Here is a 16034-nt window from a genome sequence, read left to right as displayed (position 1 = left end):
GGGATCCCTCACAGAACCTCAGGCTTGGGGAGGTTCCAAAGCCCGCTGCAGAGTGCCAAGGCCGATCTCGGCCGCAATAGCCAGAAGGGCCACTGGAACCGCCCCCACCAGCAAGATGGCGTTGTCGTAGAGGGCAAACCCTAGGGTAATGAAAGTACCCAGCCCTCCTGCGCCGATAAACGCTGCCAGAGTAGCACTGGCAATCACCTCAATGGTAGCCGTTTTAACACCGGCCAAGATCACCGGCAAGGCCAAAGGGATCTCCACGTGCCGCAGTACCTGGCCAGGAGTCATGCCCATGCTCAGGGCAGCTTCCCGTAGGGCCGGCTCAAGGCTGCGGAAGGCCACATCCGTGCTGATCAGAATGGGGGGCAAAGCCAGGAGGGTTAGCGCGACGACTGCCGAACGGAAGCTGAGGCCGAAATAGGGGATGGCCAAAAACAAAATGGCCAAACTGGGGATCACCCGCAGGCTGCTGAACGCATTGATCACCACCAGAGAAAGCATCTGGGAGCGGGAGCTGAAAAAGCCCAGCGGCAAACCCAACAGCAGCCCCATTCCCAAAGGCACCGCCACCAGTTGCAGGTGTTGGACGAAAGCTTGAAACAGCATGTCGCTGTGGTTCTGGGCGTAGGCCAGGGAGCGGGCCAAAAGGCTCATCAAAGGTGCGCAGATGACCGAGGGATCCAAGACAAGCCCCAGTGTAGCGCCGGCAGGCGATCTTGACAGTGCGGAATAGTGCAGAGCGGGGATTTAGCACCAATCAGGGAGATGGGGTCACTCCAATTTCGGTCTCCGACCTGCTAACGCGGTGCAATCAACCTCAACTTTCTCCCAAGGATTAGAACCCACAGCGCCGCCTGCCGACAAAAATAACCATCTGTTTCACTGCCCATCTGAGTTGCCATCTCTATCCTGCTGATCTTTCTCAATCTTGTCTGGATCCCTGTTTGGGGGGTGGTTGGCTTCTCGCTCTTGCAAACGGCGGATTTGGGAGCGCACCTGCAGAGCAATCTGTAAAGCAGCCTCCAGGATTCGCCCCTGTTCGCTGGCCTGCTCGCTCACCTGCAGAGCTGTCAAAGCTGCCAAGTTATCGCCGAAGAACTCGCTCTGCTGCTCGATCAGGTCTTCGTTTTGCCGCAAGATCCGTTCGGTTTTCAAGGCGCGAATGAGATCGGCCCGGGTCAGCTTCAGGGCTTCGATCACCTCAGCCCTCTGGGCCAGCTTCACCTCGGGGTTGCCCGCTTCCACCAACTGGTCGTTGACGTGGATGGCCTGGATGATTCGGTTGTAGCGATCCACTTCCCCCAGCAAGTTCAACAGCAGCGGCATGCGACGGCTGCGGAAAATCCAATAGGCTTGGCCCAGAGCGGCAATAGCCGCCAGGATCCCCCATTCCACCAGCCAAGTGCCCCAAGTGGCCTGTAGGCCAGGGATCCAAATCCGCCCCACCAGGGTAAGTAGGGATCCCCCTGTCCAGAAGGTCAAGAAACGCAAGAACAAGTCCAGCGTCACCAGCAAGCGTAGGAGATCCCAGAAAGCGGAGAACTGGCGCAGACGGTCTTTAAAACGACGAACGGGCCGAGGCCGATACAACCAAGCCACCGGCACTTGAGAGAGGCTTTGAACTTGAGCTGGGGAGATGATCAGCTCTTGTAAGTCCCGCTGCATCGCCATTTGCTCTGCTGAGGCTGGGAAGTTTTCCCATTGTACTTGCGACCTTGAGCAGCTTGGGCTTGCTCAGGGATCCCTTCCAGAAGGGAAGCTGCCTGGCCAAGTCTCGATAGAATGGGGTTCGCTGGGCTGTTTGCGTCTTCACGCCCTCGTGCTCACGTTGTAGGGCAACAGTGAGACACAAGACAGCTCGTCAAACGCAAAGGAGAAGAGCAGGGTGACCAGCCAATTGCGCCAACTGAAGGCCCATCTCGCTGAACCGGAAAACTTTGCCCCCTACGGACAGGTCATTTGCCCCACTCCCGATCACAAACCCTTCGACAGTCAAGATGCTCAGTTGTTCTTGAATCAAGGGCAGCCCCGCTTTTACATCATGCGCTTGCCTCGCCGCGGCCTCAAGTTTACTCAGATCACCCACCACATCCGCTGCACCCAGTGCCTGGGATCCCTCAATGGCAAGGAGTGGTTTATTGGTGTTGCACCCCCTGCCGATGAGCTGCACGTGGATCAGATTCAAGCCTTTCGGGTGCCTGGGGATCGCTTTATCAAACTGGAGATGGGTACCTGGCATGCCGGCCCCTATTTTGACCACGAAGAGTTCATCGATTTCTACAACTTGGAGCTGGCCGACACCAACATCACCGATCACGAAACCATAAACTTACTCCAAACCTACAACCTGGAGTTCCAGATCACCCCCTGACAAGCTTTTGGGGATCCCTTATCAATCGGGCAAAAAGCAGCATTGATCACAGCAATCTTTCGCTTGAGCGCAAGAAGAGCATGCCTCTAACCCCCAAAACCCTGAACTTTGCTGAATTTACTGAGCTTTAGGCGGTTTGGCAAAAGTCATTGAGAGGGATATAGTAGACCAAGTTTCCCCCTGATCCTTGAGTCCACCGCAACGGTTGCCGGGAAGTGAAGGGGGAAAGCGCTCGGGGGGTATTCCTCAGGGCTTTGCGGGATACCGCCTTCCTGTTTGGACTCCGTCCCGCTGACGCGAACAGAGATAGGCAGGATGCGCTCGCTTCTTTCCTGAACCATGTTCAGGAGAGTTCAGCGTGAATGTATCAGTTGTGGGGATCCGTACTCCACTATGGGTGGAGAGAAAAAGTGGGCTTGGATCCCAGTCCTAGTGGATGTAGCCGACTTGGGTGAGCGTTCCTTGACTTGGGCTTAAGTTATACCCTTGTCGCCATGGATCTTGGTGCTGTAACCCACCTGGCCAGGTGATAGAACAGGATCAAACCCAGCAGCATTTGGGAGGTTTGTTGTCATGGCTACGTTGCAACCCAAAGTGACCCACCAGCTTTTGGCGGCCTTAGCCCTGTTTGCCTGTCTGGGCTTGTTGCCTGCTTGTGGCGAGAGCAGCAGCAGCACCGTCAGCCCCCCCAGCATCACCCCCACCCCCACCGGCTCATAATTCGGCTGGTTTTTGCATGCCCTTGCAGCGGTTGCCCAAGTTGGTTCAGCTTTGGGCTTTGAGGATCGTGGGGATCTTTTGTCTTTGTCTGCTGGCGGCCTGTGGAGGATCCCCTACCTCGATGGAGCCACCGCGGGCAGGGGAAGTGCCGATTGCCAGCTTCCTGTGCCGGTTGGATCGCCAGACCCGCAGCTTCACGGGGCCTATTTACGCCGAACAGCCCCAGGTTGCCACCTGCAACCCCGGTCGCCTTACGCCTGCAGCAGCCCAAAAGATGATGGATCGGCTGAATTTTCTACGGCTGTTGCACCAGTTACCGCCGGTGAAGCTCAATCCTCAGTTCCTAGAAGCCGCCCAGCAAGCGGCCTTGATGCAGGTAGCCAATGGTACTCTCAGCCACCAGCCGCCCCCTTCTTGGCGCTGCTTTACCCCTGCTGGGGAGGCGGGATCCCGCTTCAGCAACCTGGCGGTTGGGCCCATCCTAGAGCTGAACGGCCCCGATCCAGGCCGGGTGTTGGCGCGGCAGGTGGACATCTATTTTGCCGAGCCAGGTCGAGAAAACTTTGTGGATGTGGGGCATCGCCGCTGGAACCTGTATCCTCAGTACGCCCAGGGGGCCTACGGCATTGTCTTTGACCCACGGGCTGGACGGGTGACCCAGGCCAACGCCAACTGGATCTTCGGTTTTGACGAGTCGGTGCCAGATCCAGAGTTCATCGCCTTCCCGGAGAAAGACGGCTACCTCTACCGCCTAGAAGGGTTTTCCGGCCAGCCCCTGTCTGCCTACCGCTGGTCTTTCTCGGTGCCCAGCCGTGGCGGCAAGGCTGATCTCAGCCAAGCCCAAGTCCGCATCACCGATGCCCTCAGCGGCGAGCCGGTGCCTGTTGGAGATCTCCGCGTGGGGGATCCCGCCTTTGGCCTGGAAACTTTGACCTACTCCGTGGGTTCGATCCAGCCCAATCGCAACTACACCTTTGAAATTAGCGGCATTCGCCTCAACGGTGGCCCCCCCCGCAGTTACCGCTACACCACCGCTCTCTACGACTGCGATCCCCAAACTTCCCAACGGCCCGCACCCCTCACCGAAGGGCTGGGGATCCCGCCCCGTCTGCTCTGGCAGAGGGAGCCTTTCAACTCTTTCAACCCTCTCAACTAGCTTTTCCTCACCCCCAGCCCCTTTCCCAAAGGGGAGAGAGGAGTCTGCTGCTCCTGGAAGCTTGACTTTATGCATAAAGCGCAATTCGAGAATGACAAAACTGCATAACCTGTTACAGAGTGTAACTGCCAATACCAAAGTTAACAGTTCGTCATCGCTAGAGTAGCCAGTGTTCACCCCACAGCAGCGATCATGGCGAACCAATTTGAACGCCTCAAAAGCGAAAAGGATGGGCTGGCGGTCAAGGCCGAGCTGGAGGCGTTTGCCCGGATGGGTTGGGAGAACATTCCTGAAGACGACCGGGATCACCGCCTCAAGTGGCTGGGGATCTTCTTTCGCAAGCGCACCCCAGGTCAGTTCATGCTGCGGCTGCGCCTGCCCAATGGGATCCTAACCAGCGGCCAAATGCGGATGTTGGGCGCAATCATCCACCCCTATGGAGAACAGGGCGTAGCCGACATCACCACCCGGCAGAACCTGCAACTGCGGGGCATCCCCATCGAGGAAATGCCCCAGATCCTGGGCTACCTGAAAGAGGTAGGCCTGACCAGCATCCAGTCGGGCATGGACAACGTGCGCAACATCACGGGATCCCCTCTGGCCGGTATTGACCCGGACGAGCTGATCGATGTGCGCGGTCTCACCCGCAAGGTGCAGGACATGATCACCAACAACGGCGAGGGCAACCCTTCCTTCAGCAACCTGCCGCGCAAGTTCAACATCGCCATCTGCGGTTGTCGCGACAACTCCGTGCATGCGGAGATCAACGACCTGGCCTTTGTGCCCGCCTTCAAAAATGGCCGCCTGGGCTTCAACGTCCTGGTGGGCGGCTTTTTCTCGGCTCGCCGCTGCGCCGAGGCAATTGGCCTAGATGTCTGGGTGGATCCCCGCGATGTGGTTCCTCTGTGCGAGGCGGTGCTGCTGGTCTACCGGGATCACGGCCTGCGGGCCAACCGGCAAAAGGCGCGGTTGATGTGGCTCATTGACGAGTGGGGCCTAGAGAAGTTCCGGGCGGCTGTGGAGCGCCAGACTGGCCACCCTCTGCTCAGGGCAGCGGAAAAAGATGAGGTGGTCTGGCACAAGCGGGATCTGCTGGGGGTGCATGCCCAGAAGCAGCCGGGCCTCAACTTTGTCGGCCTGCACGTGCCTGTGGGGCGGCTCAACGCCCTGGAGATGATGGAGCTGGCCCGCTTGGCGGAGGTGTACGGCTCCGGGGAGCTGCGGCTGACGGTGGAGCAGAACGTGCTCATCCCCAATGTGCCCGACTCCCGAGTGGCCCCGCTCCTCAAAGAGCCGCTCTTGAAGAAGTTCTCCCCCAACCCAGGGCCCTTGCAGCGGGGGTTGGTGTCCTGTACGGGCAACCAGTTCTGCAACTTTGCCCTTATCGAGACCAAAAACCGGGCTGTGGCCTTGATGGAGGAGCTGGAGGCGGAGCTGGAGATCCCCCAAACGGTGCGCATCCACTGGACGGGCTGCCCCAACTCCTGCGGCCAACCCCAAGTAGCCGATATCGGCCTTATGGGCACCACTGCTCGCAAGGACGGCAGGGTGGTGGAGGCCGTGGACATCTACATGGGGGGAGAGGTGGGCAAAGACGCCAAGCTGGGCGAATGCGTGCGCAAAGGGATCCCTTGCGAAGACCTCAAGCCGGTCTTGGTGGAGTTGCTCAGGGAGCACTTTGGGGCCAGGCCGCGTCAGCATCCGTCCGCCGCCCAGGCTTCTGTTTTGGTAACCCGCTAGCGGTTCTGTTGCCGTCCTGAAAGTTTTTCTTTCTTCGTCGTTGTAAATCTTGGAGGTTTCGATGTCTAAGCTGTTCAGCACTTCCTCTCCCGTCTCCCGTCGGCAATTTTTGGCCGGGGTGGCTGCTCTCACGGCTGGGGCGGCCACGGCTGGGATCCCGCGCGCCCAATCGCAATCCTTGGGCAAAGGCTACTGGGTGGCGCAGGCCGATACTCCCGAAACCACCAGCGCCAAGCTGGGGTTCATCGCTCTAACCGACGCGGCCCCCCTGATCATCGCCAAAGAGAAGGGGTTTTTCGACAAGTACGGCATGAAAGATGTGGAGGTGGTCAAGCAGGCCTCTTGGGGCACCACCCGCGACAACTTGGTGCTGGGATCCGCCGCCGGCGGCATCGATGGGGCACACATCCTCACCCCCATGCCCTACCTCATCACCACCGGCAAAGTTACCGATGGCAAGCCGGTGCCTATGTACATTTTGGCCCGTCTCAATCTGGACGGTCAGGGCATTAGCATTTCCAACCAATATCGGGATTTGCAAATCGGCCTGGATAGTTCCCCCCTCAAGGCCAAGTTTGCCGAGGTCCGAGCTGCCGGCGGGGATCCCAAATGTGCAATGACCTTCCCTGGTGGCACCCACGACGTGTGGATGCGCTACTGGCTGGCCGCAGGCGGGATCGATCCCACTAGCGACGTCTCCATCATTGTGGTGCCGCCGCCGCAGATGGTGGCCAATATGAAATCCAGAACCATGGAAGCCTTCTGTGTGGGCGAGCCTTGGAATGCCCAGCTGGTGAACCAAAAAGAGGGGTATAGTGCCCTCACCACCGGCGAGCTGTGGAACGGCCACCCGGAAAAGGCCTTTGCCCTGCGGGCCGACTGGGTGGATGCGCACCCGAAAGCCACCCTTGCCCTGTTGAAAGCGGTGCTGGAAGCCCAGATCTGGTGCGACCAGATGGAAAACAAAGAGGAGATGTGTCGCATCATCGGCGACCGCCGCTGGCTGGGGGTTCCCGTGACCGATATCTTGGGCCGTTCTCGGGGCACTTTTGACTACGGCACCGGCAAGGTCGTTGAAAACAGCCCCCACCTGATGAAGTTCTGGCAGAACTACGCTTCCTACCCCTTCAAGAGCCACGATCTCTGGTTCTTGACCGAAAACATTCGCTGGGGTTACCTACCTGCCGACACCGATACCAAAGCCTTGGTGGAGCGGGTGAATCGGGAAGAACTCTGGCGGGAAGCTGCCAAAGCCATTGGCCAGGAGGCGGCCATTCCCCCCAGCCCTTCCCGAGGAGTGGAAACCTTCTTCGACGGGGTGCAGTTCGATCCCGAAAATCCTGCCGCCTACCTGGAGAAATTGGCGATTAAGAAGCTGGCCTAATTTCCCAACTTTCCCCAGCAAGTTAGCTGCAAACCCTCTGTCCAGGAGAGAAGGGATCCCCGAATCCCCACAAAGAGTGTTCAACTGAAACCCCTTCTCTCTTGGGATCCTCTTAAGTTGACTTCAACCTTACTCCCAGCAAGCCATGAGGATTTTCCACTCTGCCCTACAGTTGGGCTACCACCTCTTTCGGATCCTGCTTCCCCTACTGGTTGGCCTAGGCCACTGGCTGCTGAAAACCGGCCAAGGTTCTGTTCTTCAGTCCAGTACCGGAATCGGTTCCCCCGCCAGTTCTGCACCTTCTTCTGCTTGGCGGCAAAGAGTCCAAATCCACAAAGCGCTGCGTCGCATTCTGTTGCCCGCTACGGCCATTTTGCTCGTCCTGATTCTCTGGCAAATCATTTACAGCCGCCCCGGAGCCAACTTGCCCACCCCTCTCCAGGTTTGGCAGGACACCTGGGATCCCCTCATTAAAGATCCCTTTTTTGACTATGGCGGCAATGCCAAAGGGCTGTTCTGGCAAATTTGGGCCAGCTTGCGGCGGGTGTTCATTGGGTTTGCCCTGGCCGGCTTGGTGGGGGTTGTGGGCGGCATGATCATCGGGGTCAATCGCTGGCTGTACGAGGCTTTGGATCCCATTTTTCAGGTGCTGCGCACGGTGCCGCCTTTGGCCTGGCTGCCGATTTCTTTGGCTGCCTTTCGAGATGCCAACCCTTCCGCCATTTTCGTAATCTTCATTACGGCCCTCTGGCCCATTTTGATCAACACCGTTGTCGGCGTACAGCAGATCCCACAGGACTACCGCAACGTGGCCAGAATTGTGCGCATGTCCGGCTGGAAGTACTTTTTCAAAATCGTTTTCCCGGCAACTGTGCCCTATATTTTTACCGGCTTGCGCATTGGGGTGGGCTTGTCTTGGCTGGCCATTGTGGCAGCGGAAATGTTGATTGGCGGTGTGGGCATCGGGTTCTTCATCTGGGATGCCTGGAATAGCTCCCGCATCAGCGAAATCATTCTGGCTTTGATCTATGTCGGGATGGTGGGTCTTCTGCTGGATCGGATCACGGCTTGGATTGGCTCGCTGGTGGTGGCTGAGGATCGCTAAATGAGCTTGGCCGAGTTTTAGATTGGTTGCTGACAATTTCTCCATGCTCTCAGAAATCATCTCAGGGGAATCATGAAGACTCAGCCTTACATTGAAGTGGATCATGTCGACAAGGAATTTCTCCTCGACAACGGAGAGGTCTATCCTGTCCTGAAAGACATCCACCTGGAGATCCAAAAGGGGGAATTTGTCTCGTTGATCGGCCACTCCGGCTGTGGCAAATCGACCCTGCTCAACATCATCGCCGGCCTGGAAAAGCCTTCCCGCGGAGGCATTCTCCTGGAGGGCCGACAGGTTACAGATCCCGGCCCAGATCGCATGGTGGTGTTTCAGAACTATTCCCTGCTGCCCTGGCTGACCGTGCGGGAGAACGTTGCCCTGGCTGTGGACGAGGTGCTGGGATCCCTTCCCAAAGCAGAGCGAAGCCGGATTGTGGAAGAGCACATCCGCCAGGTGGGGTTGCAGGGGGCAGCCGACAAGCGACCGGCCCATCTGTCAGGAGGGATGAAACAGCGGGTAGCCATTGCCCGGGCTTTGGCCATCCGTCCGCGGGTGCTGCTGTTGGATGAGCCCTTTGGCGCTCTGGATGCCTTGACGCGCGGCAACCTGCAGGAGCAACTGATGGAGATTGCCCAGGCGGAGCAGCTCACCTGTGTCATGGTTACCCACGATGTGGATGAGGCGCTGCTGCTTTCGGATCGGGTGGTAATGATGACCAATGGCCCGGAGGCCCGCATTGGCCAGATTTTGCGGATCCCTTTTCCTCGACCCCGCCATCGTTTGGAAGTGGTGCGTCACCCCGACTACTACAGCCTGCGGGGAGAGATGATCTACTTTCTCAACCAGCAAAAGCGGGCTCGCCAAAAAACGCCTGTTCGCGTGGCCATTGCCAAACACGGCCTGGAGAAGGTCAATTTGGAGATTGGCTTTGTGCCCCTCAACGACTGCGCGCCTCTGGTGGTGGCGCAGGAAAAAGGCCTGTTTCAAAAGCATGGCCTGGAGCAGGTCACCCTGGTGCGGGAGCCAGGCTGGAAGACCATCTGGGAAGGGATCCGCTCCGGTCGGCTGGATGCGGCCATGGTGGTGGCCGGGATCCCGTTGGCTTCCACCTTGGGAGTAGGGGGAGTTCCGGTGCCTTTGGTAACCGCCTTAACCCTCTCCCGTGGCGGCAACGCCATTACCTTTGGGCGCAGACTTTTGGAGCGAGGCGTTCAAAGCCTGGCGGATTTTCGCCAATACCTCAACCACACCCCCGACACAGTCCACACCCTGGGAGTGGTTCATCCGGCTTCCATGCAAAACTTCCTGTTGCGGCACTGGCTGGCCGGTGGGGGGGTGGATCCGGATCGGGACGTTACGTTGACGGTGATCCCACCCCCGCAGATGGTGGCCCACCTCAAGGCCGGCAACATCGATGGCTACTGCGTGGGCGAGCCCTGGAACTCCCGCGCCGTGCGGGAACAGTTGGGATTTATCGTCACCACCACTCTCGAAATCTTGCCCAGCCACATTGAAAAAGTGCTGACAGTGCGCCAGGATTGGGCGCAAAACTACCCCCGTACCCATGTAGCTCTGGTCAAGGCACTACTGGAGGCTTGTCACTACTGCGATCAGCCGCAGCACCGTTCTGAGATCTTGGAGTGGCTGGCTCAGCCCCAGTATGTGGGCGTGGCCCTGGAGGATCTGCAGCCGGGGTGGACGGGTATTCTGCAGCGGGGAATTGCCGATGAATCCCAAGCCCTCACCGGTTTTCACCAGTTTGCCAACGGGCGCAACACCTGTCCGGAAAGATTGGAACACCTCTGGATCCTGACGCAGATGGCTCGCTGGGGACTCTGCGCTTTTCCCCGCAATTGGGTTTCGGTTCTCGACCAAGTTCTGGACAGCGAAACCTACGCCCTAGCCGCCAGAGAACTGGGCCTTCCGGATCGGGCCCACGACCGCGGAGCTTTACTCTTTGGCGATGGATCCCGCTTTGACGGAGAGGATCCCGTTGCTTACCTGGAGTCGGTGGCCATCCGGCAGGATCTGAAGCTGCAGGAGTACCAGCTCAGCGAAGTTTAGCTTTTGTTACCTTAAACTCTCGATTGGAAAACACCATGATGACCAGTTCTCGCCTATCTTCCTCACCGCTATCTTCTGCATCTCCGGTTGCAGGACTGCCCCTTCTTTGTCTTCAGAATGTGGGCAAGACCTACTTCACCTCAGCAGGGCCCTTCGTTGCGCTGGAAAATATCAATCTGGAAGTGGCCGCCGGTGAGTTTGTTTGCATTATCGGCCACTCGGGTTGTGGCAAATCCACCTTGATCAACATGGTGGCGGGTTTTTCGACTCCCACTTCGGGATCCATCGCCCTCAAGGGCCAGCCCATCACCTCCCCAGGGCCAGATCGGATGATGGTGTTTCAACATTATTCCCTTTTGCCCTGGCTGACTGCCTTTGAAAATATTTATCTGGTGGTGGATCAGGTTTACCCAAACAAATCCCGGCGGGAGAAAAGGGAAATCGTTGAAGAACACCTAGAATTGGTAGGTTTAGCAGAGGCAGCCCACAAGCGGCCCAAGCAGCTTTCTGGAGGCATGAAGCAAAGGGTAGCCATTGCCCGTGCTCTTGCCGTTCGTCCGCAAGTTTTGCTCTTGGATGAGCCTTTTGGGGCCTTGGATGCCATTACCAAGGAAGATCTACAAGATGAGCTGCTGGCCATTTGGCGGGATCACCGCTGCACAGTTTTGATGATTACCCACGACATCGACGAGGCTCTCTACTTGTCAGACCGTGTGGTGATGATGACCAACGGCCCCGCTGCCCATATTGGTGAGATCTTGACCATTCCCTTTGAGCGACCGCGCATCCGCTCCCGCATTATGGAAATGCCTGAGTTCTACGAATTGCGTAACCGCGCCCTTGACTTCCTCTATCGCCGCTTTGCCCATGGAGGGGATTGAGCTAGGGTTCAAAATACTTGGAGAGGGAAGTTGATGGCCGCTGCTCCGGTTCAGGTAGTTCCAACCGATCTCCCAATGGAGGAGCGGGTCTTGCCCTGCCCAAAACCCTTGCCGACTGTCTGGCCAACCCAGTTGCTCCAACCAAATGGGTAGATGGCTACATTGTGGAGAAAGTGGGGCAAACCTTAGGGCATGCAAAGATCCAAACCCGACTTCTCTTCCGTTGGCTCGGTTATGTTGAATGTCTGCCATTGGGGGGTATGGTTTTGGTGAAGGCTCCCTGCCAAACGACAGGCAAAGTCAGAAGACCTGATGTTGCCTACCTGTCTCCAGATTTAATCCAGCAATTTGGAGAGGATATTGCCACTTTGCCGCAGAGCTATCCCCTCACCGGAGAGATCCTCTCCCCAACCGACTCTGGAGAGGACATTTTCTTGAAAGCCCAGGAGTATCTCAGCTCCGGTGCGCTGGAAGTCTGGCTGGTTTTTCCCAAAAGCAAATTTATTTTTATCCAGACTCAGGATCGCCACCTTTGGCTAACCGAACAAGAGACTGCCAAAAGCCAGGTTGTATTGCCCGGATTTGAGATCCAAGTGGCCGATCTCCTCGGCTGAGAGATCCTTAACCTGATGGCCTATCGGGATCCAAAATGCAAGACACTTATCCATCCTGACAGGGATCCCCACTCATGGTGACCGCGATGGAGCCGGAAAAAGCCGTCATCAAAACCCTATGTCCCTACTGCGGCGTAGGGTGTGGATTGGAAGCGGTTTCGACAGCCTCAGGTGGCTGGAAAATAAGAGGCGACCGGGAGCATCCTTCCAGCTTGGGGATGGTCTGTGTAAAGGGGGCTACGGTTCTGGAGGCAGTTGGTCGAGATCGGCTGCTCTATCCCCTGTTTCGGGAGAGCTTGGGCCAGCCCTTTCGTCGCATTTCTTGGGATCAGGCTTTTGAGGAGATGGTTTCTCGGCTGCGCTGCCTCAAAGACAACCCTCACTCCATGGCTATGTATGGATCGGGGCAGTTGCTCACTGAAGACTATTACGTTGCTCAAAAGCTCATTAAGGGCTGCCTGGGCACCAACAATTTCGACACCAACTCGCGCCTGTGCATGTCCTCAGCCGTCTCGGCCTACACCCAATCCCTGGGATCCGATGGCCCCCCCTGCTGCTACGAGGATCTCGATCTCTGCAATCTGGCTTTTCTGGTGGGCACCAACACCGCCGAGTGCCATCCCATTCTTTTTAATCGCTTGAAGAAGCGGCACAAGCCCGGATCCCCCCTCAAAATGGTGGTCGTGGATCCCCGGCGCACTCAGACAGCAGAAGCTGCCGATCTCCACTTAAAAATTCGCCCCGGTACGGATATCGATCTTTTCAATGGGATTGCCCATTTGTTGTTAAAGTGGGGATCCATTGCTGCTGATTTTATCGAGGGCTGCACCCAAGGTTTTGCTGAATATGCAGCTTTGCTGGCCGATTATGAACCGCAGATTGTGGCCCAGCGCTGCGGAATTGCCACCGAGGATTTGATCGAAGCAGCCAAGCTTTGGCAGGGATCCCAAAGGGTTCTCTCCCTTTGGTCGATGGGCCTAAACCAGTCCAGTGAGGGCACCGCCAAGATCACCAGCTTAATCAACCTGCATCTCCTGACCGGGCAAATTGGCCGACCGGGGACGGGCCCCTTTTCCTTGACCGGCCAGCCCAATGCCATGGGCGGTCGAGAGGCAGGGGGGTTATCCCATCTGCTGCCGGGATATCGGCTGGTGAGCCAGCCCCAGCATCGGGCAGAGGTGGAGCAGGCTTGGGGTTTGCCCGGCGGCTCCATCTCCCCCCACCCAGGACTGAGGGCCACCGAGATGATTGCCGCTCTGGAGACGGGATCCCTGCAGTTCTTCTGGATTGTGGCCACTAATCCTTTGGTGAGCTTTCCGGATCTGGAACGGGTCAAAAAAGCCCTGAAAAAGTCTCCCTTTACTGTTTATCAAGAGGCTTATTACCCTACAGAAACGGCAGAATATGCCCATTTGCTTTTGCCTGCCTGTCAGTGGAGCGAGAAAACCGGGGTGATGACCAACTCCGAGCGCAGGGTTACCCTTTGTCAAGCCTTTCGAGATCCCCCTGGCGAAGCCCGACCCGATTGGGAGATCTTTGCTGAAGTGGGGCGCAGGTTGGGCTTTGAAGCGCAATTTTCCTTCCAAACCGCGGCAGAGGTTTATGCAGAATTTGCCGCCCTTACCGCAAATCGCCTCTGCGATCACTCCGGCCTCAGCCATGCCCTTTTGGCAGAACGAGGCCCTCAGCAATGGCCTTATCCCAAAGAAAGAACCTCGGCCCCTAAGTCCACTCGCCTCTACACAGATTGGCGTTTCCCGACCCCCGATGGCCGCGCCCGCTTTATCCCCCACCATTCCCGTGGCCTAGCAGAGCCGCCGGATCCCCAGTTTCCCTACGTATTAACCACGGGCAGGCTTTACGGCCATTGGCACACCCAAACCCGCACCGGCAGGATTGAAAAAATCAAGCAAATGCACCCCCAACCCTTTATTGAAATCCATCCTCGCGATGCGGAAAAGCTGGGCATCCAAGATGGAGATTGGGTTCAAGTGCGTTCTGCCCGCGGGCGGGCCTATTTCCCGGCCAAGATAACTGCCAACATCGCCCCTGGAACAGTGTTTGTGCCCATGCACTGGGGATCCCTCTGGGCAGAACAAGCCGAGTGTAATGCCCTTACCCATGACATCAGTTGTCCCGATTCCGGCCAGCCGGAATTAAAAGCCTGTGCCGTTGCTCTTGAGAAAGCCGACCCACCGCTCAAGCAATCCCCTCAACTCTAGATTTGGTTCCTAATCGAGGTTCCCATGACTCTGTTTCAGTTTGAGCAAGATTTTGCCGACTCTCTGCGATGCATCCCCATGACCTTGCGCCTAAAGCTGGATTTGTGCGGGATCAAGCTCAAGCTCCATCAATGGGCCAAGTTTTCCTTAGAAGAGCGGCGGAAGTGTGTTGATTGGCCCTCTGAATCTCCACAGGATCTAGAAGAACTCCGCAACCATCTGCGCCATTTGGTTCGCTCCATCTGCCACGAAGAGGCGCAAGAGATTCCCATTGATCCCCAGCCTGAATGGCAAAATCCCAACCAGATCCCAATGGCTGTCCAACAAAAAGCTCAAGACCTGGGGATCCGGCTTGCCCTCGATTTCTGGAGAAACTTGCACGATATCCAGAGATTTGCCTTGCTGAAGTTGAGCCGATCCCATCACGAAAACAAAAATTTCTTGCCCGCTCTGCGAGAGTTTGGCCTGAAGATGGCGAGGGATGGTGATTGCAGTTACTGTAAACTACCCGGCTCCGACCGCTAAGCGATACGGAGCGGGCTTTCAGTAGCCCTGAGCCTGTTCTGCTCTACCAGAGAACAAAACAAGCCCGGACCTCTAGGCTGGTTTACGACAGCCCCCAAGAGCGCAATTACGTTTGCACCATTCAAATCCGCATCCCCTTCCCATCCACAGTGCCCACACTTGAACGACTTACCACTGCGATAGGATTGCGCAGGGTCGGGATGGATGTGCAAACACCGGTGGCAGGTCTGCGACGTGTAGGCAGGCGGAACAAGAATCAGAGCAACCCCCGCACGCAGAGCCTTGTATTCCAGAAACTGCCTCAGTTGGTAGAACGCCCAACTGTTGGCCCTGCGCCTTTCGGTTTTGCTGCGTGGCTGTTGATTGACCCTTTCCCGGATCCCTGTCAGGTCTTCCAGAGCGATAGCGCTGTTGGTAGCTTTTGCCCTAGAGACAATAGCTTTGGAGATGCGATGATTGACCCACGTTTTTGCTACGCAACGCTGACGCGACTGAAAGCGTCTCTCCTTGCCAGACAGCCGTTGCAACAGTTCTCTGCATCTGCGCCGCGAACTGCGTGTGCCCTTACTGGCTTTGCGTTGGAGTGCCGCCCTCAGCTTGGAGTAGTGGTCGCGGACTCTGTTCAACTGCTGTCCATTCCAGTTGTCCCCCTCTGACGTATGAGCAATATCCGTCCTTCCCAAGTCCACCCCGATCACCTTGTCGGTATCTTGTTGCTTGGGTGGTTTTTTCTCTACGCAAATCTGGATGTAGTAGGAGCCATCCTTCCGCTGGACCAGGGTGGCAGATTTGGGGTTGGAACCAGCCAGCATCCCACGCTGGTAGTTGCCAATGGCCAGTTCAAAGCGTTCTCTCCCTTCCACCGTGGTCAGCGACACCGTCCAGTCTTTTTGACGGAACGAGAAGATGCGTGCGTCGTAGGTAACAAAGCCGCTCTTAAACTCCTTGACGGGACGCTTTTTCTGCTTAGCCACTTTGCGGGAACCCGCTACCCGTCTGCACACCTGTTGAGCCAAGTTACTGGACAAGCCGAACCGGGCTCGAATCTCGTAGTAGCAAAGGGATTGCAGTTTGACCGCGTTGACGATCTTCTCCGGCGTGTTCTGGTTGACCCAGTTCAAGGCTTGGCCAAAAGCCTCCATCGTCGCGTCCAATTTGGCGGCTTGCGACTGGGCTACCTTGAGCTTACAGGATATGGTCAGGACTTGGCTCATAAGTTCATTGTACTTCATCAAAGCGCATTCCT

At 57.1% G+C, this 16034-nt stretch carries 14 protein-coding genes; 11 read left to right on the top strand and 3 right to left on the bottom strand.

Going from position 1 to position 16034, the window contains the following annotated elements:
- Positions 1-18: 18 nt before the first annotated feature.
- Both ACVWZF_RS06650 and ACVWZF_RS06645 read right to left on the bottom strand, forming a co-directional pair.
- A complete protein-coding gene (locus ACVWZF_RS06650) occupies positions 19-660 on the bottom strand; it encodes an ABC transporter permease (RefSeq protein WP_011431701.1) in 642 nt (213 codons plus the stop codon).
- A 225-nt stretch (positions 661-885) separates the two neighbouring features.
- Entirely contained in the window at positions 886-1677 is a 792-nt protein-coding gene (locus tag ACVWZF_RS06645) for a hypothetical protein (RefSeq protein WP_011431702.1), read from the bottom strand.
- Between the two features lie 214 nt (positions 1678-1891).
- Between ACVWZF_RS06645 and ACVWZF_RS06640 the strand changes: the two genes are divergently transcribed.
- The 11 genes from ACVWZF_RS06640 (at position 1892) to ACVWZF_RS06590 (ending at position 14788) form a co-directional block, all read left to right on the top strand.
- Positions 1892-2377 carry an ureidoglycolate lyase gene (locus ACVWZF_RS06640; protein WP_011431703.1) on the top strand — a complete coding sequence of 162 codons (486 nt, stop codon included), beginning with the start codon at positions 1892-1894 and terminating at the stop codon, positions 2375-2377.
- Between the two features lie 573 nt (positions 2378-2950).
- A complete protein-coding gene (locus ACVWZF_RS06635; RefSeq protein WP_187147246.1) occupies positions 2951-3097 on the top strand; it encodes a hypothetical protein in 147 nt (48 codons plus the stop codon).
- A gap of 16 nt (positions 3098-3113) precedes the next feature.
- Positions 3114-4253, top strand: a complete 1140-nt coding sequence (locus ACVWZF_RS06630; protein WP_071818131.1) for a CAP domain-containing protein — start codon at positions 3114-3116, stop codon at positions 4251-4253.
- A gap of 192 nt (positions 4254-4445) precedes the next feature.
- Entirely contained in the window at positions 4446-5993 is a 1548-nt protein-coding gene (locus ACVWZF_RS06625; RefSeq protein WP_011431706.1) for a ferredoxin--nitrite reductase, read from the top strand.
- 61 nt (positions 5994-6054) lie between these two features.
- Positions 6055-7377, top strand: coding sequence for a CmpA/NrtA family ABC transporter substrate-binding protein (locus ACVWZF_RS06620; RefSeq protein WP_011431707.1), 1323 nt, complete (start codon positions 6055-6057; stop codon positions 7375-7377).
- 145 nt (positions 7378-7522) lie between these two features.
- Positions 7523-8482: a nitrate ABC transporter permease gene (ntrB, locus tag ACVWZF_RS06615; RefSeq protein ID WP_011431708.1), complete on the top strand. Its 960-nt coding sequence runs from the start codon at positions 7523-7525 to the stop codon at positions 8480-8482.
- 72 nt (positions 8483-8554) lie between these two features.
- Entirely contained in the window at positions 8555-10546 is a 1992-nt protein-coding gene (locus ACVWZF_RS06610) for an ABC transporter ATP-binding/substrate-binding protein (protein ID WP_011431709.1), read from the top strand.
- 38 nt (positions 10547-10584) lie between these two features.
- Complete coding sequence (locus ACVWZF_RS06605; RefSeq protein ID WP_011431710.1) at positions 10585-11427, top strand: ABC transporter ATP-binding protein; 843 nt, start codon at positions 10585-10587, stop codon at positions 11425-11427.
- A 17-nt stretch (positions 11428-11444) separates the two neighbouring features.
- Positions 11445-12041, top strand: a complete 597-nt coding sequence (locus ACVWZF_RS06600) for a Uma2 family endonuclease (RefSeq protein ID WP_011431711.1) — start codon at positions 11445-11447, stop codon at positions 12039-12041.
- A gap of 86 nt (positions 12042-12127) precedes the next feature.
- The gene (locus ACVWZF_RS06595) at positions 12128-14263 is read left to right on the top strand and encodes a molybdopterin oxidoreductase family protein (protein WP_011431712.1); all 2136 of its coding nucleotides are present in this window, start codon (positions 12128-12130) and stop codon (positions 14261-14263) included.
- Between the two features lie 24 nt (positions 14264-14287).
- Positions 14288-14788, top strand: a complete 501-nt coding sequence (locus ACVWZF_RS06590) for a nitrate reductase associated protein (protein WP_011431713.1) — start codon at positions 14288-14290, stop codon at positions 14786-14788.
- On the opposite strand, the gene ACVWZF_RS06585 is transcribed toward ACVWZF_RS06590, so the two are convergent.
- Positions 14785-16002 carry an RNA-guided endonuclease InsQ/TnpB family protein gene (locus ACVWZF_RS06585; RefSeq protein ID WP_011431714.1) on the bottom strand — a complete coding sequence of 406 codons (1218 nt, stop codon included), beginning with the start codon at positions 16000-16002 and terminating at the stop codon, positions 14785-14787. The genes ACVWZF_RS06590 and ACVWZF_RS06585 overlap by 4 nt on opposite strands.
- Positions 16003-16034 lie beyond the last annotated feature (32 nt).

It is taken from the genome of Thermostichus sp. OS-CIW-30, assembly GCF_054060215.1.
The sequence above is the reverse complement of the archived record's forward strand: the minus strand, read 5'-3'. Positions and strand labels throughout refer to the sequence as shown.